This window comes from Flavobacterium azizsancarii, from assembly GCF_027980145.1.
Taxonomy (GTDB): domain Bacteria; phylum Bacteroidota; class Bacteroidia; order Flavobacteriales; family Flavobacteriaceae; genus Flavobacterium; species Flavobacterium azizsancarii.
In genome coordinates this window covers 135,278-154,617 of sequence record NZ_JAMZNK010000001.1, presented here as the reverse complement: position 1 = coordinate 154,617, position 19,340 = coordinate 135,278, and the positions used below count along the sequence as shown (strand labels likewise).

The following is a 19,340-nucleotide window of genomic DNA, read 5'->3' as shown; positions in this document are numbered from 1 at the left end:
GGCATTAATAATCCAACAATGTCAAAATTCAACATCAATAACAATATTAATTTTTGAATTTAAACTTGCTATTCCTTCAACAAGAACAATACCAAACTTTACTCGATTTCGACTAAAACCGGGCAATGATCAGAATGTATCGCATCCGGAAGAATCACGGCACGTTTTAATCGATGCTGCAAAGAATCGCTTACCAAATTATAATCGATACGCCATCCTTTGTTGTTTCCTCTGGCTCCTGCACGATAACTCCACCATGAATAATGATGCGGATCTTTGTTGAAATGACGGAAACTATCAATAAAACCGGATTTCATAAATCCGTCAAGCCAGGCACGTTCAGAAGGCAAAAATCCCGAAACAGTTTTATTACGAACCGGATCATGAATATCTATTGCTTCGTGACAAATGTTGTAATCCCCACAAATAATCAAATTCGGAATTGTTAGTTTTAGCTCGTTAATATACGTTTGAAAGTCATCCATAAACATAAATTTATGATCTAATCTCTCTATATTGGTTCCTGACGGAAGGTATAAACTCATTACAGAGCAATCGTCAAAATCAGCACGAAGGTTACGCCCTTCAAAATCCATGTGCTGAATTCCGGTTCCGTAAACCACATTATTAGGTTTTATTTTTGATAAGATAGCCACACCACTGTAGCCTTTTTTTGTTGCCGGATAATAATATTGATACGGATAACCCGCGGCAGTAATAGCGTCAACGGGAATTTGTTCTTCTGTAGCTTTTATTTCCTGAAGGCAAATAACATCAGGATTAGCGTGTTGCAGCCATTCGATAAAGCCTTTGGCAATTGCGGCTCTTATTCCGTTTACATTATAAGAAATAATTTTCATCAGTGTTTTTTTAAGGATTCCAAATGTAATAAAAAAGTGGAAAGTTTGTGTTTGAAACAGCGAAAAGTAGAGTTTTTTGTTATCTTTGTTCGCTGCTCTAATAAATTAAAAATAGTACATGGGTTTAGTTACCGCGAAAGAAGTTGCAAAGGCAATAAATGTTGATAAGTACGGAGTTCTTGGTACTTTTTCAGGCTGGATTCTTATGAAGGTCCTTAAGATTTCTACCCTTAATAAAATTTACGATCATAATAAACATTTAGAAGATCTTGCGTTTTTAAACGGAGTATTAGACGAATTGCAAATTAAGTTTGAAATTCCCGAAGAAGATTTAAAACGTTTGCCTAAAGATGGCGCTTATATCACGATTTCAAATCATCCGCTTGGAGGAATTGATGGCATTTTGCTTTTGAAATTAATGCTTGAAAGAGAACCTAATTTCAAAATTATTGCCAACTTTTTATTACACCGAATTGTTCCGCTTAAAAAATACATTATGCCGGTTAATCCTTTTGAGAATCATAAGGATGCAAAATCGAGCGTGGTGGGAATCAAAGAAACTTTACGTCATTTAAGTGACGGAAAACCATTGGGCATTTTCCCTGCCGGGGAAGTTTCGACTTACAGAGACGGAAAATTAGTTGTGGATAAACCTTGGGAAGAAGGCGCTCTAAAATTGATTAGAAAAGCAAAAGTTCCTGTTGTTCCAATTTATTTTCATGCTAAAAACAGTAAATTATTCTATTGGCTTTCTAAAATCGATGATACTTTGCGAACTGCAAAATTACCATCGGAATTGTTAACGCAAAAAGATCGTGTGATTAAAGTTCGTATCGGAAAACCGATTTCTGTAAACGAGCAAAACGAATTTGAAACGTTTGAGGATTATTCAGAATTCCTTAGAAAGAAAACTTATATGCTGGCAAATCCTTTTGAGAAGGATACCAAATTGTTAGACACAGCAAGTTTGAAAATCCCTAAAGCACCTAAAAAAATCGTGACACCTGCAAGTGAATCAAAAATGATTGACGAGGTGAATATGCTAAGAAATAGTGATTGCCGTTTATTGCAAAGTAAAAACTATGAGGTATTTTTTGCAAGAGCAAAATCTATTCCGAATATTTTGCACGAAATTGGTCGTTTGAGAGAAATCACTTTCCGTGAAGTAGGCGAAGGGACTAATGAATCTATAGACTTAGATCAATTTGATCAATATTATCACCATATGTTTTTATGGGATGAAGACAGCAAAAAAATTGCCGGTGCTTATCGTATGGGATTGGGTTCTGAGATTTATCCTAAATACGGAATTGAGGGCTTTTATTTGAATGATTTATTTAGATTCGAACCTGAACTGCACGACATGATGCATAAATCAATCGAAATGGGACGTGCTTTTATTATTAAGGAATATCAGCAAAAACCAATGCCTTTGTTTTTATTATGGAAAGGTATTATTCATACCACATTACGTTATCCAGAACATAAGTATTTATTGGGCGGTGTGAGCATCAGCAATCAATTCTCTGACTTTTCGAAATCATTGATGATTGAGTTCATGAAGTCGAATTATTATGATCCTTATATTGCACAATACATTCACCCTAAGAAAGCATACAAAGTAAAACTGAAAGATGCAGATAAGGATTTTATCTTTGATGAAGCCGAATCTGATCTTAACAAATTTGATAAGATTATTGACGAATTAGAACCGGGAAATTTACGTTTGCCTGTTTTAATTAAAAAGTATATCAAACAAAATGCACGTGTTGTAGCTTTTAACGTCGACCCCTTGTTTAATAATGCTGTTGACGGGTTAATGTACATTAGAATCGCAGATATCCCGGAAAGCACCATGAAACCGGTTATCGAAGAGTTTCAAATAGAATTGGAGCGTAAGTTATCTGAGAAGGAAGATTAAACCGTAAATCTGATATAAAATAATAAACCCCATTAGTAATAAATAACTAATGGGATTTTTTTATTCAATTAGAAACCCTTATCTTTTTAAATTTGATTTATTTCATCAAACTCACTTTCAGGATCTGCTCCATATTCATTTAATCCTTTATCACCTTTTGTACAAAACAAAACCAACCACCATATTATAACTGCTAATATAATTAGAGCCATCAAATAAAACCATATACTTCTATTTCCCATAAAGTAAAGCACCAAAAGAAAAAAGATTGCACTCACTAATAAAACCTGCAATATCAAGAGCCACCATCCACTTTTACCTATATCATGTAACCGCCTAACTGAAACTGCTAAACCAGGTAAAAAAACTGCAAAATTATAAGCCAGACCAAACGCTCCAGTTTCAGCTTGTACAAGAGTTAAATCTAAGGTCCTATCAATTACCCCCAAGAAAAGAACTATAATTAAATTCACCAAACTAAAATACCAATATTCTTTTCTTCCTGCTCTTCCCGTAAAATTTATATAGTTTTCAAAAACTACCTTCTTGTACCATTTAATGATTACCATCCTTTAATCAATTTTAGCTTGTTATTTAAATTTTTCACAAAACCTTTTTAGAGTAAACAAGATTAAAGAGTTTAAAAGCTTAAGACTGACTTTAAAAGTTTTTTTTGTAACTAGAAAGGACATATTTTTAGAAAAAACAGAATCTGTAAGGATACAGTAATTTTTCATAAAAAACCCCATTAGCAAGACTAACGGGGTTTTTATGTTTTAAAACCAGATCGACTGATGCAATATATCATCAAAAGAATTATTTCTGACAAAAAGAACCAAACGGATCACATGATAAAATGCTAAAAAGTAAGCCATATTATAAGCCAGTTTCCTATTATATAAAATACCGGTAAAATATTCTTTTTTGGTTATAATTTCTGTTGTGAGTATAATGATGGTCAACCAGCAAAATACAATAACAAAAGGCCCAAGAATATGATAACTAAGAGATTTATAGATGTCTCCCTGGTAAAAATAAACCAATGATTTTGTTATACCACAACCTGGACAAGGAAAACCTGTCACCATTTTGAAAGGACAAAACGACTGGTCTGTCTCTAAATGATCGTTATGATTATTGAGCATTAAAAAAAACGGAATTATCAGTGTAATTGCTGCACCGATAATTCCGTAAATTTTACGTTTTACCCTGTTATTATTTGTATAATCTGTTGATATCACCTTGTACAATCATTGCTGCTGCCATAGGAAAGAAAAGTCCTAAAACAATTAATAAAGTAGATTGATCTTTTTGAAGTTCACCTGTTTTTTCATAAACCTTTGGTAATGCATCTTTACCAGCAAGATAATAAAAGTAAATATTTACCGGCATACAACATCCTGCAAAAATGGCAATTGGCTGCGAAATAACTTCTCTTTTTGCTACAGCATTAAAAACCTCTGCAACTTTAATATTCCAATAAATTAAATACAATCCGCATGTTAAAAATCCAAAAAGCAATACCATTATAGGATCCACTTGAAATACCGGAATCGGTTCGTCAAAATTGTTTGGCGTTTCTTTAAAATTGTTCTCCATTTTTTATTAATTAATTTAAGTTAGTGTATTTCTAATTTTAAGCATTAGACAAGCTTCTTTTCAAAATTCCTTTAAAAGTTTGCAAAACTAATCCACTATAAATAAGCAGTGGTCTACAATACGTTATTATTGTATTAAAAAAAGCTTTTTTCACAAGACAATTACAATGCTACATTAAATACCGTAACCTCTCATAATCAAATGATTTATCTAAAACTTGAGGCAATATTATTAAAAATTAACATTAAAAACTAATTATGTTTTAAAATCACACAAAAAAACGCGTTATGACATTCTAAAAAACAAACAATTCCTGTTTTTTGTATTTGCCCTAAACTTATTTCGAATACACAGCTTTAATTTTATCTACAATAACCTGTGCCAATCGTTCGTGACTTTCAAAAGTCCAGCCGGCAATATGCGGCGTTAAGAGAACATTTTTAGCTTCCATCAGATATTGAAAAGCTTCAGGAGTATTTTTATCCTGAAAAAGTGTTTCAAATGATAATTTCTCGTACTCCAAAACATCCAAACCAGCTCCAAGAATCTTTTTAGACTTCATCGCTTCAACTAAATCTGCTGTCACGATATTTTTACCACGCGAAGTATTTACAATCCAAAATGACTTTGCAAATGCCGCAATAAAATTTGCATTGACCATTTTGTCAGTTTCCGGAGTCCACGGGAGATGCAAACTCAGGACATCTGCTTTTTGCTGTAATTCCTGCAGCGAAACCTGTCTTGCGTTTTCGTCACCTATATTTTCTAAGATATCATGAAAGATGACATCAACTTCAAAACCACGAAGTTTTTTAGCAAATGCTTTTCCCATGTTTCCATAACCAATAATCCCAACTGTTTTACCGTCTAACTCATGACCGCGATTACTTTCGCGGTTCCAGTGTCCCGCTTTTATTTCGGCATCAGCCTGATTCAAATTATTAAATAAGGATAAAATTACGCCCAATGAATGTTCTGCAACAGCGTTGCGATTACCTTCCGGAGCCGCAATCAAATGAATTCCTTTTGTTTGGGCATAATCACAATCAATACTTTCTAAACCCGCTCCTACTCTGGCAATAAACTGAAGATTGGTTGCTTTGTCTAAAAAAGTTTTATCAATTTTAAAACGGCTTCGAATAATGATTCCGTTATAATCCTGAATTTTTGCTTCGATTTCTTCTTTAGAAGATTTGAAATCAGCGTGATTTTCAAAACCGGCATCTTCTAATTGTTGCCAAAGAATTGGGTTATTGCTATCGATATGTAGAATTTTTATGCTCATTATATTATGTTTTATAAAGCAAAAATACAGCTTATTATAATGGTTTGATTTACAAAATGTGTTTGTTTTTCTTAGTATCGACTCAGCTATTTGGTTCTGGTTGAGAAAAACTAAAATATTAATAATAACAGGATTTCACAAAAAGGTGCAAAACTTTTATTTCAGGCTGATTTGAAAAAACCAAAGATTAAAAACTTCACTCCAATGCCTTTGCGATTATTCTAAAGAATATAATATCGAACGAAAAGTATGTGGATACTGCCATTCATTATTAACATAATTAGCATCATAAGAAACAAAAGCTGTAATTAATTTCCCTTCTGATTCTTTCATTTCAAAATCAGTTGTTTCAAAATAACCTGCCGTCTGGAATTGACGTTTTAAACGCCCTTCTTTATTAAACACAAAAATCGCAATACTTGATCTGTCTTGTTCGCCAGATGTATCGCGGATGTATAAATAAAAAACAAAATCCCCATTATCCCTCTTAAAGCCTTTGGTACTATTATTAAACGGCACTTCATAATGTCCAGGAAACACAAGCTTAATCTTCCATAAAGCAGTGCTATCGATACTTCGGCTTTTTTCAAATACCACTTCACTGGAATTTATTGCTTTTTCCCTTAGGCTAAAATAAGTTTTATCTATTTTGTCTGTGTAAAAAATGACGTTATTACCCTTTTCTACAGTCTGCTTAGTAGTTTCCTCTTTCGTGTTTTCTTCAGCAGCGTTTGTGGTTTCGTCTTCAGTCTCTTCTTCGGCCTCTGGTGCTGACGGTCCGCGATAGAAAGAATAATACGGCTCTTTATCTGATGTATCAGAAAGCAACTTTAAATTAGAATTCAGTACAAATCTTTTAAGTGTCGAATAATACGATCCGTCTGCAGCAGAATTTTCTTTTCCTTCTACATAAAAATTTCCATCGGCAGTCAAACTTATGGCGTTAATTTCTGTTTCCGGATATCCATCAAAAAAATTCAGATTTAGTAAATTCAGATTGTGATCTAAAATTGCAACAAAAGGAATTTCATCCTGATTAGGTTTTGAAGCTGTACCGCTCACCACTATTTTATCCTGTATATACTGCAGTAAAAAATCTCCTTTTGAAATATTTGAAAACCCCTTTTCCAACAAAGGTTTAAGAAAAATATCCGACATCGATTTACTTTCTGTTTTATACCCTGAATATTTGTTGTCGAATTTCATTTTATCGAGTTGAAATCTTATCAGGACAGCTTTCATTCTTGCTTCATCTGTATTGTCCTTTTCTGAATTACCATATGACTTACTCTCTTTTTTTGCATATAAGGTAAATCCGCCTTGATTGTCTGCCACTACTAATGTGTTGAACAAATTATATTTTGATTTCGAATCAATTAATTTCTGTTTTCCTACTTGACCGCCTTGTTTGTTTATAATCAGCAAGACAGGAGTATAGTTGTATTTTTCATCTCCTTCTTCCATTAAATACAATATGTTCCCATTCTTCAGTTCGTTAATAGATCTGAGACCTGCTTTTTTCATATCAAGATCAAACTGCCATATTGAACTCGAATTGTATTTTTCAGAAAACTTAATTACTGATTTTTCTTCAAGACTCTCGTTTCCGTCTTGCTTTTCATCTGTTTGATATGTTTTATCAATAAGAACCGGGACTGGTTCATCTATAATCGTTGCTGCAGTATTTTGAGCATTTTCTTTTTTACAAGATATTTGAATTAGAAAAAAAGAGAGTAGTAAAGGTCGAAACAAAATGGTCTTATAATTCATTGGTCTTTTTTTTGGTAACAGTTTTAAAGGTTGGTTAAATTACTACATTCATACTAAAGCTATATTACAACTCAAAAATGCTTTTAGCAAAAAAACATCAAATCGTTAAATAATAAAGATTAATAGGACAAATTAATGAAACAAAAATACAGTGAATTTTTTATTGATAAGATTTTTTTTAACTTTGAAAATCTAAGATTCATCGATTTTCTTTGAATTTCCTTCTTTCTAAATCAATAGAACCTCTCACAATGAAACTAACTAAGACATTCAAAGCCTTTTTCAACAACGAAAAATCAGGAGGATTACTCCTTTTATTCGTTACGATTATCTCATTATACTTAGCAAACTCTTCATTTCAAACTGAATATGTTGCTTTCTGGGAAAAAGATTTGGGCGGACATTCAATTACTCATTGGATTAATGATGGATTAATGACTATTTTCTTTTTATTAATTGGTCTGGAATTAGAGCGTGAAATTTATCACGGTGAACTATCGAATATCAAAAATGCATCTTTGCCAATTATGGCTGCTCTTGGCGGAATGTTGGTTCCTGCCGCCATTTTCCTGGCTTTAAATTTTGGAACTGATACTCAGAACGGAGCCGGAATCCCGATGGCGACTGATATTGCTTTTGCCATTGGTATTCTATCCCTTTTAGGAAAAAAAGTCCCATCATCGTTAAAAGTATTCCTGACTGCATTGGCAGTTATTGATGATTTAGGCGCGATCATTGTTATTGCCATTTTTTACACTACCTCTATATCTTTTGTAAATCTTGCAATCGCGTTAGGAATATGGGGATTCTTATTTATTTTGAACCGTATGAAAATTCACAACCTGATTCCCTATTTAATCGGAGGTATTATAATGTGGTATTTCATGCTCAACTCAGGTGTTCATGCTACTATCACCGGAGTGATTCTTGCTTTTGTAATTCCATTTGGCGATGGTGGAGAAAAATCTTCATCTTATAAATTGCAGCACTTTTTACACAAACCCGTTGCATTCGTAATTTTACCTTTGTTTGCTATTGCAAACACTTGTATTGCTATTCAATCAGACTGGCACGAAGGTTTAAGTCATTCCAATACAATCGGAATTATTCTGGGACTTGTTGTTGGTAAACCATTGGGTATTGTACTTTTTTCTTCTATTGGAGTCAGTGCAGGTTTATGCTCTTTACCTAAAAGCCTGAAATGGGCGCATATTCTGGGCGCCGGAATGTTAGGAGGAATTGGTTTTACGATGTCAATCTTTATAACAATTTTAGCTTTTAAAGATCCTGAAACTATTGTTTTTTCTAAAATTGCAATTTTAATCGCTTCTATACTTTCTGGTGTATTTGGATTAATTTATCTGAAATATACTTTGTCAAAGAAAAAAACCGTATAGATTTCAGCACTCAGATTTAGAAATTCAATCTATAAAAAAGTATCGTGAAAATTATGAAATCAGCCAACAAGCCTTTCTTTGCCCTTTTGATAATAGTATTGATTTTAGCCTGTAACAACAAGCCAAAACCTGTAGTTCCCGAAAAGAATCCTGAAACAATAGTTATTGATTCTATAAGTAAAAATGAAGAATCTATAGCAGGTTTTTACCAGACACAACCTGATCCAGATAATACGGGTGAATGTGGAATTTCTTTGGAAATAAAGAAAGAAAAAAGTGGTTATACAATTTTCTAAAAACAAAACTTAAAAAATTAAAAGGTATCGCAACTTTTACTAAAAATGAATCAGGAGAAAAATACATTGTTTTAGAAGGCATAAAATGGGATGATTATGAAGGCGACATAAGCCGCGAAGATGAAAATGATTCTATTGCCGACTCTAAAACCGCATCTGCTGAACCGGAAATTCCTGTAGGAATTGATGCCAGTTATGTTAAAGATACGCTGACGATTCAGAATTATGGAAATTCGATGAATTCTTATACTAAGATTTCAGAGTGTGACAGGAAATATATACAGTTGATTAAAAAGTAAACTCCAATATTCCAATTAACTACTCTGATAAATGAAGAAAATTCGTTTGATCCTTTTGTTTTCAGTATCCTTTATTATGCTCCTGGCTGGATTTATACTTCATCAAATTAAGACAAATACCTCACCTACTTATTTAGTTTGTGCAATACCGGTTCCTATGTTTTGTGGAACTCCTAATTTAACAGAAAATCAAGAAAAAGGAAGAGAAATATTTAATTCAAATTGCGCGGCATGTCATAAAAAATATGCAAAATCTACAGGACCGGCTCTTCAAAACGTTGATTCCTTAGTCGTTGTAAAATGGTTAAGGAATAGAAAAAACAAGATTGACAGTACAAAAATTGAAGAATACGGAATCGATTATCATAGAATTACGTTTTCTAAAGTTCTAAATAAAAAAGAGATAATTGATTTAATAGAATATTGTAATAATTAACGAATTCGTCAAATTCCAATTATCGACAATATTGTCATTTCGACGCAGGAGAAATCACATCCTGAGAGCAAGTTGCTAAATTATTCTGAACGTTAGTTTTTGTGTGACTTCTCCTCTGTCGAAGTGACAAACATACCTAAAAGTAACATTCAAAAAAAAATCCAAACCCCAACAAAGTTGGAATTTGGAATTTTATCCCGAAACTACAGGATTGGAATTTAATATTATCTAACCTTTGATTTGCTTCAAAGAAGTCTTGATTCCTTTTATTAAAGACGAACTGAAACCATTGTGCTCCATTTCATTCAAGCCTACGATTGTACAACCCTGAGGCGTTGTTACACGGTCGATTAATTGTTCCGGATGCACTTTCTCCTCTAATAACATTTTTGCAGCTCCTTTTACGGTTTGTGCTGCAATTGCCAAAGCAGTTTGAGAATCAAAACCAATTTCGATTCCGGCTTGCATAGAAGCGCGAATGTATCTTAATGCATAAGCTGTTCCGCATGCACCAAGAACTGTAGCAGCATCCATTAATTTTTCATCGATTACCGGAGCAGTTCCTAGATCCTGGAACAAGTCAACAATTGGCAATGCTTTCTCTCTGTATTTTTCAGGAAAAGAAATACAAGTTGCAGATTCTCCAAATTGTGCCGCAATATTAGGCATAATTCGAATAACCGGATATTCATTATTTGTTTTCTCCTGAAGTATATCCAACGATAAACCACTAACCGCCGAAGCAATCGTTTTACCTTTAATTACCGGTAAAATTTCACCTAAAACTACATCAACCTGATAAGGCTTTATAGTCAAAATCACAACATCAGCTTCCTGAATATTATGTTTATTGTCTGATGAAACCGTGATTCCGTACTCTGATAAATATTGAATACTGGCTGTATTTCTTCTGGTAACTGTAACTTGATTATTTTTTGAGAACTTCGCAATTCCCAAGGCAATAGAAACTCCAAGGTTCCCTCCTCCTATGATGTGTACTTTCATTCCTGGTTGTTTTTGATTTATTTTTGGTTGGTTAATAGCGTATAATTTGAAAATAATGTGTCTTTATAACAACTTTCCTTTCAACAATAACGAAGCGATGGTAAAATAGATTACTAATCCTGTTACATCTACTAAAGTAGCCACAAACGGCGCTGATGAAGTTGCAGGATCGAGTTTAAGCCTTTTCAGTAAAAAGGGTATCATAGATCCTGAAAGTGTTCCCCACAAAACAATAAATACTAATGATAGCGAAACCGTCATACCTATCGCTACCCAATGTTCTCCATATTCATAAAGTCCTGTTTCCTGCCAAATAAGAATCCTGATAAATCCAACAATACCCAAAATAGCACCTAATAAAAATCCCGATGCAATTTCTTTTTTCATTACATACCACCAGTCTTTTAGCGTAAGCTCTTTCAATGCCATAGCACGAATTATAAGCGTTGCGGCTTGTGAACCGGAATTTCCACCACTCGAAATAATAAGCGGAACAAATAATGCCAAAACTACTGCTTTCTCAATCTCACCTTCAAAATATCCCATTGCCGAAGCCGTAAACATTTCTCCAATAAACAGCACAACTAACCATGTAGCTCTCTTTTTAACCATCTCGCCAAGACGCGTTTGAACGTAAGGCAATTCAAGAGCCTCTAAACCCCCAAATTTCTGAATATCTTCAGTATCTCTTTTTTCTATTTCGTCTTTGATGACATCAATAATATCATCAATAGTAATGCGACCTACTAAACGTCCCAATTCATCTACGACAGGAATGGCTTCCAGGTCGTACTTATCCATCATTCTCGCTACCTCAACATCAGGAGTTTCGACATTTACGTAATATAATTTTCGAATATAGATATCAGAAATCTGTGTTTTGGTCGATGTTGTCAACAAATCCTTAAGAGATAATCTGCCTTTAAGTCTGTTTTCATCATCTACAACATAGATAGAATGCACTCTTGAAACATTTTCGGCCTGAATACGCATTTCCTTTACACAAGTAAGTACGTTCCAGTTTTCGTTGACTTTTACCAACTCTTTGTGCATGATACCTCCGGCAGTATCTTCGCCGTAACGAAGTAAATCCACGATGCCTTTTGCATGTTCGACATCCTGAAGCTCAGAGATTACTTCGGCTTTTCTGTCTTTTGAAAGTTCACCAATAATATCCGCTGCATCATTCGTTTCAAGTTCATCAAGCTCTTCAGCGATTTCTTTAGGCGAAAGTCGGTTTAAGATTTGTTCACGTAAATCATCCTCTAATTCCAGAAGAATTTCGGCTGTTTTTTCGCTGTCTAAAACCTTAAATATATAAGTTGCTTCATCAATGTCAATTTCATCAAGGATTTCAGCGAAATCGGCATGGTGCATGTCATTTAATAAAACCTCAAGTTCTTTATTATTTTTAGCTTGAATGAGTTGAGCAATTTCCTTAATTAGCTCTTTGCTGATTTTAAACTCCATCGGCTTCTATTTTTTGAGTCAAAACAATAAATTCCTCCACGCTCAATTGCTCCGGACGCTTATCAAAGATAGTGTCTAATCGCAATTCATCTGATAAATTTAATGTTTTCAAACTGTTACGTAATGTTTTTCGTCTTTGCTGAAAAGCCGTTTTTACAACCGTAAAAAACAACTTTTCTCCACACGGAAGGCTATAATCTTCCTTTCGGGTCATTTTCATCACACCCGACTTGACCTTGGGCGGAGGAATAAAAACGTTTTCATCTACCGTAAACAGATACTCAGTAACATAGAAAGCCTGTGCTAATACGGATAAGATTCCGTAAGCTTTTGAGCCTTTTTTCTCGCATATCCTTTGAGCCACTTCTTTTTGAAACATCCCTGAAAATTCCGGAATCTGATGTTTGTATTCTAAAGTTCTAAAAACGATTTGCGTAGAAATGTTATAGGGAAAATTCCCAATAATAGCGAATTGTTTATTTTCGTAAACCTCGTTTATATTGTATTTCAGGAAATCCTGAGAGATAATTTTATCTTTTAATTTTGGATAATTTTCACCCAAGTACACCACAGATTCCGTATCGATCTCGATCACGTGTGTATTAATTGGTTTGTCAAGCAAATATTTAGTCAACACACCCATCCCCGGTCCTATCTCTAAAACCTCATCGTATCCTTTTAAACTTAAAGTATCTGCAATTGCTTTGGCGATACTTTCGTCTTTCAGGAAGTGTTGTCCTAAATGTTTTTTGGCTTTTACTTTTTCCATTTTATTTTTTATTAGCCATTAAGGCACTAAGATGTTTTTACCACGAAGGGGCTAAGACACAAAGTTTATTTTTTATTTCTTTTTGCCAGATTTGTCACAAAGGCACGAAGGCACAAAGCTTATTTTTTATTCTCCAAATCAATTACAATCTGGAAATTGTCTTTATTTTTATCTACCTTATTTTTTCACAGGAAATTTACTTATTCTTTCACTTAAACGTAAAAAACTATAAAACTTTTCCGTTTTAGACAACTTCAAAAAATCCTCCTGTTGTTGTTTATTACTTTCTTTCTTAGTTTGAAATCGAATTTCCACAATAACTTTTATTTTGCCACGAAGGCTCAAAGACACAAAGCTTATTTTTATTATACTTAACGATTATTTTTCGCCACGAATTGCACAAATTTTCGCAAATTCAGAACATTATAAATCATCTGTGTAAATCTGTTTAACCCGTTAAAATCTGTGGGCTTTTTTTTATTAAGATTCAGCTAAAGCTTTCACATACTGAAAACTAAAAAACTAATGCTCCGAAATCACTTCCAGCTCTGTTCTGAAAGAAAGCATCTTGTCCGCAAATAAAGACAAGGCTTCCTGATGAAAAGCAGGCTCATCTTCTATATAATACTGATCTAAAGTTTCTTTGCTATCTGTAACATATTGTACAGAATACGTAATTCCGCCCATTTCTTCTTCGATCATAACCCTTACGATTCTTGCCGAAGAAAACTTTTGTGTCGCCAGAATTTCCGGTATGTGTTTTTCCTGCATCCATTTCAACCATTGGTCGTGAACGCTCTCGTGTATATTTGTGGTAACGTTGTAAATTATCATTTTTTACTGTTTAATCGTTTTTCGGTTAATCGGTTAAACAAATAACCAATTAAACCTAACTTATAAATTCTTATCTCCTCTTAACTCTCGGTATTTTTTTCTCGCATCAACAAAGTAAATACTATCCTGATGGTTAAAAATTACCTTCTCATACAAAGGTTTTGCCTTTTCTGTATAGTGCAACTCATCGTTGTAAATTTCTGCCGAAAAAAATAGCGCTTCATCTACATAAATTCCGTCACTATGATTGTCAATGATCTGCTGGTATTGGCTTAAAGCCGAATTAAAATCTTTTTGACTTTCATAAACTTTACCTAAACGCAACAATGTTACAGCTTCAATTTCCTGCCCTTTAAAGATTTTTAAAATACTCTGAAACTGAGCAATTGCCTCTGGTTTTTTATTCTGATAAATCAAAAAATCACCTCTTGCAAATTGCTTTAACGCTGTTTGTGTTGAATCAGCAACCGTATTGTCATTTATCAATAAAAAATATTCCAGCGCGTCATTGGCAATTAATTGCGTATTTGCTGCTTTCAGCTCTTTAAATTGTTTCAAAGCCCACTCAAAATCACCTTTGTAATAACTTGTCTTTGCTGCTTTTAAACTTGCTTCGTGCGCCATGACATCATTCTTTAGATCCAATTGAATCTGCGAATAATAAATCAGCGCCTGATTGAATTTTTCTTCTAAAAGCAAGATGTCAGCCAACTCCATCTTTGCATCTGCTCTTTGATAATCATTCAAATTTAAATCCAGTGCTTTCTTAATAATTGCCTTGGCTTCTTCAGTCTTTTTAAGATTGAAAGCCAGGAAATGTGCCTGAATTATTTGCAAAGATAAGGTAAAAGGAGTTATTTCATAGGTTGTAAGCAATTGTTGTAACTCAGTATTGATAACCGTATAGTCTTTTTCCTGCGCTTTGTCTATTTTAATTTGCATTAAGTAAGAATTGGTCTGTACCAGCAAATCTAAATCTTTAGTATTTAGAAGTATAAAATTAAGAATTTCTGAAGTTGTATCAGTATCATCCTCGTTCAAAGCAAACTGACTTAAATTAACGATACTTGAAAGCGATTCGGGTTCTCGCTTATAGATTGCTTTTTCCTGAATAAAGGCTTTTCCGAATTCTTTTTGCTGAACATAAAACCAACTTAAATAATGATTCCAAAAAACATCCTGATCTTTTTGAGTTCTTAAAATCAAAGATTTACGCATCGCATCTTTAAAAGCGGTATTATCAGTTTCACCATTCATGAAACGCGATAATTGAGTCTGGATTAAATTTGCATTTTGTGGATTATTGTATGATTCCGTCAGTAAAAGTTCGATCATCTGATCGGTTTTCCCTAACTGTCCGTACAACATTCCGATCTGAAAATTGAAATTGTAATTGGGCTGAATCTGCATCGCAGTTTGATAAGCCTTTAAGGCATATTCGAGCAATACTTTTTTCTCAAAAGAATTTCCAATTCCGTAAACATCATTTGGACTGGTCTTTATTTTTTCGATTGCCTGTTCGTAGTAATTTTTGGCTTTGGCATCGTTTTTTTGTAATTGATAATTATACCCTAATTCTACAAGAAAAACACCTTGTTTGTATCTGTTATAACGATCCTGAATTGTTTTTTCAGCCACGTCAAATTGCTGCAATTGTTGATAGCAATCGATCGTTCTTAAAAAATACTGAGTATTGGATGGCGAACCTTTTAAAAGTTCTTCATAACTGATTTTGGCTTTTTCGAAATCACCTTTATCATAGTAATATTGAGCCAGTTGCTCATTTTGTGCTAAAGCAAAAGTAGACCATAATAAAACGATATAAATAAAGATGTTTTTCATAATTCAGTCTTTTTCAGTTTTCAGTTTTCGGTCTCTCCCGATAGCTATCGGGATTAGTCGCAGTCTCAGTATTCAGTTATCAGTCTCGGCATTCAGCGCAATTCACTGTAAACTGCGACTGCGACTGTAAACTAAACTACCAGACTGTAAACTAATTTACAACTCACTTCTTCGATTTCCAAATCATTAAAGCTATACCAATTAAAATAAAAGGAATACTTAATATTTGTCCCATATTAATAATCATATCATCCTCAAAGGTTTCTTGATTTTCTTTGAAAAATTCGATTATAAATCTTGCTACAAACATTAAAGTTAAGAAACATCCAAAGATAAATCCGTCCGATTTTTTGATTGTTTTTGATTTATACAAATAAAGAACTATTCCGAAAATCAGCAAATAAGCAAATGCTTCGTACAATTGTGTTGGATGCCTTGGGATCATATCATCTCTTTGAAAAACAACTCCCCAATTTCCGTTCGTCGGTTTTCCGTAGATTTCAGAATTCATGAAATTCCCAAATCTGATAAAAGCACCCGTAACAGGAACTCCAATCGCCATTTTATCTAAGATCCATAAGAACTTAACTTTGTATTTTCGGCAATATAATATCATGGCGATTAAAACACCAATCGATCCTCCATGACTGGCTAAACCCTGATAACCAACAAATTTATATACTCCGGCTACTTTCTGAATTGGTAAAAGAATTTCTATTGGATGTTGCAGAAAATAAGCTGGTTCATAAAAAAAACAATGTCCTAATCGCGCACCCAAAATGGTTCCAACAATTACATAAACCAATAAACTATCCAGATTATCGAGCGAAAGATGTTCTTTTTGGTAAATTCTTCTTACGATATAATACCCCAATAAAAGTCCGCAGGCAAAAAGAGCTCCATAATATTTTAAAGGAAAACTATCTGTTATCATGAAAATAACCGGATCTACATTCCAATTTAAAATTCCATTCATCATGCTCTGTTTTAATTTTAGTTCTTAGTAAAAATTAAGAAACCTAACAGGTTTTAAAAACCTGTTAGGTTGAATCCTAAGAACTCTAAAAGTTAATTTATAATATCAAATCCACAGTAAGGGCGTAAAACTTCTGGAATTACGATTCCTTCCGGAGTTTGGTAGTTTTCTAAAATTCCGGCCAAAACTCTTGGCAAAGCCAATGAACTTCCGTTTAATGTGTGCGCCAATTGATTTTTTCCGTCTTTGTCTTTGAAACGTAATTTCAAGCGATTTGCCTGAAAAGTTTCAAAATTAGAAACTGAACTGATCTCTAACCAGCGATCCTGCGCTGTAGAAAACACTTCAAAATCATACGTCAAAGCCGATGTGAAACCCATATCACCACCACATAAACGTAAAACGCGGTATGGCAATTTCAATTCTTTCAAAATATCTTTTACATGTTCTACCATTCCGTCAAGTGCTTCATAAGACTTATCAGGATGCTCAACGCGTACGATTTCTACCTTGTCGAACTGGTGCAAACGGTTTAATCCACGAACATGTGCTCCGTAAGAACCTGCTTCACGACGGAAACATGGCGTATATGCTGTATATAAAACTGGCAATTCAGTTTCGGTTAAAAGAACATCGCGGAATAAATTTGTAACCGGAACCTCAGCCGTTGGAATCAAATATAAATCATCAATTGTTGAATGATACATTTGTCCTTCTTTGTCCGGCAATTGTCCTGTTCCGTAACCTGAAGCTTCGTTTACCAAATGTGGTACCTGAACTTCATTATATCCTGCAGCAGTATTTTTATCTAAAAAATAATTGATCAAGGCACGTTGTAAACGAGCTCCTTTTCCTTTGTAAACCGGAAATCCTGCACCTGTAATTTTCACACCCAATTCAAAATCGATTATATCGTATTTCTTTACCAATTCCCAATGTGGCTGTGCGCCTTCATGCAAAACCGGAATATCACCTTCCTGAAAAACATTCAAATTGTCGTCCGGAGTTTTTCCTTCCGGAACAATATCAGCCGGAAGATTGGGTAATGTGTATAATTTATTTGTTAATTCGGCTGCCAAAGCTTCTGCTTTTTCGCCTAATTCTTTACTTTTTTCTTTTAATGAAACCGTTTTTTCTTTTAAGATCGCTGCTTTAGCTTTCTCTCCCGCTTTCATTAATTCTCCAATATCTTTGGATAATTTATTAGATTCAGATAAAGTGTTGTCTAATTCAACTTGTGTTGCACGACGGTTTTCGTCTAATTGCACGACTTCTTCAACAACGCTTTTAGCATCGATATTTCGTTTTGCTAAGGCCTTGATTACTTTCTCCTGATTCTCTCTAATAAATGCGATCTGTAACATAGCTTGATTTTTATAACTATTGTATTTTTTAATAACGGAAGCAAATTTAAGGAAATGTTTTATAAGATCACGACAAAGTTGATTCTAAAGTTATTTCGGGGTTTTTCAACAGAGATACGCGAAGATGACACAGAGATTCTCCGATATATGTGATGGATTAAAATCCATCCCTACAATATAAACCGAGCCGAAGGCTCTTTCTTCAAGTTTCGAAGGAACGGAGCATTTTGTAGCAACGGATTTTAATCCGTTGAAAACAGGAATATTCCATGAAGCTTTGTGCAATCTTCGCGAAACTCTGTGAATCCCGATCGCTATCAGGATTGTGTATCTCCGAGAAATCCCCTCTTAGAAAATAAAAAATAAGTAAATTGCAATTAAAAAAAATCACAATGATTCATATCGACCATTTTATAGAAGATTTTTCAAAGACTTTTAATGATTTAAACACATCAGAACCCTGGAATATTACGAATGACCTTAAAAATACAATCGAAAAGATGATTTTGAATCTGGGTGATGATTATGTTATTCAAGACAATATCGCCATTCATAAATCTGCAATTATCGAAAATAATGTTACCATAAAAAGTCCGGCAATTATTAACGAAAACTGCTATATTGGTGCAAATGCTTATTTTAGAGAAGGAGTTTATTTAGATAAATCGGTGAAAATTGGTCCAGGCTGCGAAATAAAAAACAGCATCATTTGCTCTAACACCGCCATTGCTCATTTTAATTATATCGGAAACAGCATTATTGGTAGAAATATCAATTTTGAAGCCGGTTCTATTGCAGCAAATCATTATAACGAAAGGATCAATAAGAAAATATCCGTGCTTTATGATTCGGAAATTATAGAAACAAACTCAGATAAATTTGGTTCTTTAGTTGGCGACAATTCCAGAATTGGAGCAAATGCCGTATTATCTCCGGGAACGATACTGCTTAAGAATTCTATTGTAAAAAGGCTGGAACTGATAGAACAAGTCAAATAAAGATTATTCTGCAGAGGCACACGAAGATTGCACGGAGATACGCAAAGATTTTTTATTATTTAAAGAACCGAATCCCAACGGGTAACATAATTTATAAATTGCAAATTCAATTGGATATAAAACCCTAACAGGGTGAAATCTTTGGCTCCTTTATATATCGCTCCAATGGAGCTTAAATACAAAATCAATATCATTTTATATAAATATGACGCTCCTCTG

Annotated in this window: 19 protein-coding genes; 6 read left to right on the top strand and 13 right to left on the bottom strand. The window is 33.9% G+C overall.

Annotated features, from left to right (window positions below; all coding sequences use genetic code 11):
- Positions 1-98: 98 nt before the first annotated feature.
- Positions 99-860 carry an exodeoxyribonuclease III gene (locus NJT12_RS00855; protein WP_271334033.1) on the bottom strand — a complete coding sequence of 254 codons (762 nt, stop codon included), beginning with the start codon at positions 858-860 and terminating at the stop codon, positions 99-101.
- 118 nt (positions 861-978) lie between these two features.
- Between NJT12_RS00855 and NJT12_RS00850 the strand changes: the two genes are divergently transcribed.
- Positions 979-2,781 (top strand): lysophospholipid acyltransferase family protein, encoded by a 1,803-nt coding sequence (locus NJT12_RS00850; RefSeq protein ID WP_271334032.1) that lies wholly within the window; start codon positions 979-981, stop codon positions 2,779-2,781.
- A gap of 86 nt (positions 2,782-2,867) precedes the next feature.
- Here the strand turns inward: NJT12_RS00850 and NJT12_RS00845 are convergent, their stop codons facing one another.
- From NJT12_RS00845 to NJT12_RS00825, 5 genes are all read right to left on the bottom strand, one after another.
- A complete protein-coding gene (locus NJT12_RS00845; protein ID WP_271334031.1) occupies positions 2,868-3,350 on the bottom strand; it encodes a DUF805 domain-containing protein in 483 nt (160 codons plus the stop codon).
- 207 nt (positions 3,351-3,557) lie between these two features.
- Complete coding sequence (locus tag NJT12_RS00840; RefSeq protein WP_271334030.1) at positions 3,558-4,022, bottom strand: DUF2752 domain-containing protein; 465 nt, start codon at positions 4,020-4,022, stop codon at positions 3,558-3,560.
- Positions 3,997-4,380, bottom strand: coding sequence for a DUF4234 domain-containing protein (locus NJT12_RS00835; protein ID WP_271334029.1), 384 nt, complete (start codon positions 4,378-4,380; stop codon positions 3,997-3,999). The genes NJT12_RS00840 and NJT12_RS00835 overlap by 26 nt, the downstream gene beginning before the upstream one ends.
- A gap of 337 nt (positions 4,381-4,717) precedes the next feature.
- Positions 4,718-5,665: a 2-hydroxyacid dehydrogenase gene (locus NJT12_RS00830; protein ID WP_271334028.1), complete on the bottom strand. Its 948-nt coding sequence runs from the start codon at positions 5,663-5,665 to the stop codon at positions 4,718-4,720.
- A gap of 216 nt (positions 5,666-5,881) precedes the next feature.
- Positions 5,882-7,435: a hypothetical protein gene (locus NJT12_RS00825; protein WP_271334027.1), complete on the bottom strand. Its 1,554-nt coding sequence runs from the start codon at positions 7,433-7,435 to the stop codon at positions 5,882-5,884.
- A gap of 251 nt (positions 7,436-7,686) precedes the next feature.
- Between NJT12_RS00825 and nhaA the strand changes: the two genes are divergently transcribed.
- Genes nhaA through NJT12_RS00805 form a run of 4 tightly spaced genes read left to right on the top strand, consistent with a single transcriptional unit; the run spans position 7,687 to position 9,863 of the window.
- Positions 7,687-8,832 (top strand): Na+/H+ antiporter NhaA, encoded by a 1,146-nt coding sequence (gene nhaA, locus NJT12_RS00820; RefSeq protein ID WP_271334026.1) that lies wholly within the window; start codon positions 7,687-7,689, stop codon positions 8,830-8,832.
- 53 nt (positions 8,833-8,885) lie between these two features.
- Positions 8,886-9,128 carry a hypothetical protein gene (locus NJT12_RS00815; protein ID WP_271334025.1) on the top strand — a complete coding sequence of 81 codons (243 nt, stop codon included), beginning with the start codon at positions 8,886-8,888 and terminating at the stop codon, positions 9,126-9,128.
- Positions 9,074-9,427, top strand: a complete 354-nt coding sequence (locus NJT12_RS00810; protein WP_271334024.1) for a hypothetical protein — start codon at positions 9,074-9,076, stop codon at positions 9,425-9,427. Before NJT12_RS00815 ends, NJT12_RS00810 begins: the two co-directional genes overlap by 55 nt.
- Before the next feature lie 31 nt (positions 9,428-9,458).
- Positions 9,459-9,863, top strand: a complete 405-nt coding sequence (locus tag NJT12_RS00805) for a c-type cytochrome (RefSeq protein ID WP_271334023.1) — start codon at positions 9,459-9,461, stop codon at positions 9,861-9,863.
- Positions 9,864-10,091: 228 nt separating this feature from the next.
- Here NJT12_RS00805 and proC read toward each other — a convergent pair whose 3' ends face one another.
- From proC to serS, 7 genes are all read right to left on the bottom strand, one after another.
- The gene (gene proC / locus NJT12_RS00800) at positions 10,092-10,868 is read right to left on the bottom strand and encodes a pyrroline-5-carboxylate reductase (protein WP_271334022.1); all 777 of its coding nucleotides are present in this window, start codon (positions 10,866-10,868) and stop codon (positions 10,092-10,094) included.
- Between the two features lie 63 nt (positions 10,869-10,931).
- Positions 10,932-12,338 (bottom strand): magnesium transporter, encoded by a 1,407-nt coding sequence (gene mgtE, locus NJT12_RS00795; protein WP_271334021.1) that lies wholly within the window; start codon positions 12,336-12,338, stop codon positions 10,932-10,934.
- Positions 12,328-13,107 carry a 16S rRNA (adenine(1518)-N(6)/adenine(1519)-N(6))-dimethyltransferase RsmA gene (rsmA, locus tag NJT12_RS00790; RefSeq protein WP_271334020.1) on the bottom strand — a complete coding sequence of 260 codons (780 nt, stop codon included), beginning with the start codon at positions 13,105-13,107 and terminating at the stop codon, positions 12,328-12,330. Before rsmA ends, mgtE begins: the two co-directional genes overlap by 11 nt.
- Positions 13,108-13,629: 522 nt before the next feature.
- On the bottom strand, positions 13,630-13,941 hold the full coding sequence (locus tag NJT12_RS00785) for a DUF4286 family protein (protein ID WP_271334019.1): 312 nt from the start codon (positions 13,939-13,941) through the stop codon (positions 13,630-13,632).
- 60 nt (positions 13,942-14,001) lie between these two features.
- The gene (locus NJT12_RS00780) at positions 14,002-15,783 is read right to left on the bottom strand and encodes a tetratricopeptide repeat protein (protein WP_271334018.1); all 1,782 of its coding nucleotides are present in this window, start codon (positions 15,781-15,783) and stop codon (positions 14,002-14,004) included.
- Between the two features lie 163 nt (positions 15,784-15,946).
- The gene (gene lgt, locus NJT12_RS00775; RefSeq protein WP_271334017.1) at positions 15,947-16,762 is read right to left on the bottom strand and encodes a prolipoprotein diacylglyceryl transferase; all 816 of its coding nucleotides are present in this window, start codon (positions 16,760-16,762) and stop codon (positions 15,947-15,949) included.
- A gap of 89 nt (positions 16,763-16,851) precedes the next feature.
- Complete coding sequence (gene serS / locus NJT12_RS00770) at positions 16,852-18,123, bottom strand: serine--tRNA ligase (protein ID WP_271334016.1); 1,272 nt, start codon at positions 18,121-18,123, stop codon at positions 16,852-16,854.
- A 392-nt stretch (positions 18,124-18,515) separates the two neighbouring features.
- Between serS and NJT12_RS00765 the strand changes: the two genes are divergently transcribed.
- Complete coding sequence (locus tag NJT12_RS00765) at positions 18,516-19,121, top strand: DapH/DapD/GlmU-related protein (RefSeq protein ID WP_271334015.1); 606 nt, start codon at positions 18,516-18,518, stop codon at positions 19,119-19,121.
- Positions 19,122-19,340 lie beyond the last annotated feature (219 nt).

What these genes read in the sequence shown, in the direction of transcription:
- NJT12_RS00855 (WP_271334033.1), bottom strand. Translation starts at nt 860, where the DNA reads ATGAAAATTATTTCTTATAATGTAAACGGAATAAGAGCCGCAATTGCC.
- NJT12_RS00850 (WP_271334032.1), top strand. Translation starts at nt 979, where the DNA reads ATGGGTTTAGTTACCGCGAAAGAAGTTGCAAAGGCAATAAATGTTGAT.
- NJT12_RS00845 (WP_271334031.1), bottom strand. Translation starts at nt 3,350, where the DNA reads ATGGTAATCATTAAATGGTACAAGAAGGTAGTTTTTGAAAACTATATA.
- NJT12_RS00835 (WP_271334029.1), bottom strand. Translation starts at nt 4,380, where the DNA reads ATGGAGAACAATTTTAAAGAAACGCCAAACAATTTTGACGAACCGATT.
- NJT12_RS00830 (WP_271334028.1), bottom strand. Translation starts at nt 5,665, where the DNA reads ATGAGCATAAAAATTCTACATATCGATAGCAATAACCCAATTCTTTGG.
- NJT12_RS00825 (WP_271334027.1), bottom strand. Translation starts at nt 7,435, where the DNA reads ATGAATTATAAGACCATTTTGTTTCGACCTTTACTACTCTCTTTTTTT.
- nhaA (WP_271334026.1), top strand. Translation starts at nt 7,687, where the DNA reads ATGAAACTAACTAAGACATTCAAAGCCTTTTTCAACAACGAAAAATCA.
- NJT12_RS00815 (WP_271334025.1), top strand. Translation starts at nt 8,886, where the DNA reads ATGAAATCAGCCAACAAGCCTTTCTTTGCCCTTTTGATAATAGTATTG.
- NJT12_RS00810 (WP_271334024.1), top strand. Translation starts at nt 9,074, where the DNA reads ATGTGGAATTTCTTTGGAAATAAAGAAAGAAAAAAGTGGTTATACAAT.
- NJT12_RS00805 (WP_271334023.1), top strand. Translation starts at nt 9,459, where the DNA reads ATGAAGAAAATTCGTTTGATCCTTTTGTTTTCAGTATCCTTTATTATG.
- proC (WP_271334022.1), bottom strand. Translation starts at nt 10,868, where the DNA reads ATGAAAGTACACATCATAGGAGGAGGGAACCTTGGAGTTTCTATTGCC.
- mgtE (WP_271334021.1), bottom strand. Translation starts at nt 12,338, where the DNA reads ATGGAGTTTAAAATCAGCAAAGAGCTAATTAAGGAAATTGCTCAACTC.
- rsmA (WP_271334020.1), bottom strand. Translation starts at nt 13,107, where the DNA reads ATGGAAAAAGTAAAAGCCAAAAAACATTTAGGACAACACTTCCTGAAA.
- NJT12_RS00785 (WP_271334019.1), bottom strand. Translation starts at nt 13,941, where the DNA reads ATGATAATTTACAACGTTACCACAAATATACACGAGAGCGTTCACGAC.
- NJT12_RS00780 (WP_271334018.1), bottom strand. Translation starts at nt 15,783, where the DNA reads ATGAAAAACATCTTTATTTATATCGTTTTATTATGGTCTACTTTTGCT.
- lgt (WP_271334017.1), bottom strand. Translation starts at nt 16,762, where the DNA reads ATGATGAATGGAATTTTAAATTGGAATGTAGATCCGGTTATTTTCATG.
- serS (WP_271334016.1), bottom strand. Translation starts at nt 18,123, where the DNA reads ATGTTACAGATCGCATTTATTAGAGAGAATCAGGAGAAAGTAATCAAG.
- NJT12_RS00765 (WP_271334015.1), top strand. Translation starts at nt 18,516, where the DNA reads ATGATTCATATCGACCATTTTATAGAAGATTTTTCAAAGACTTTTAAT.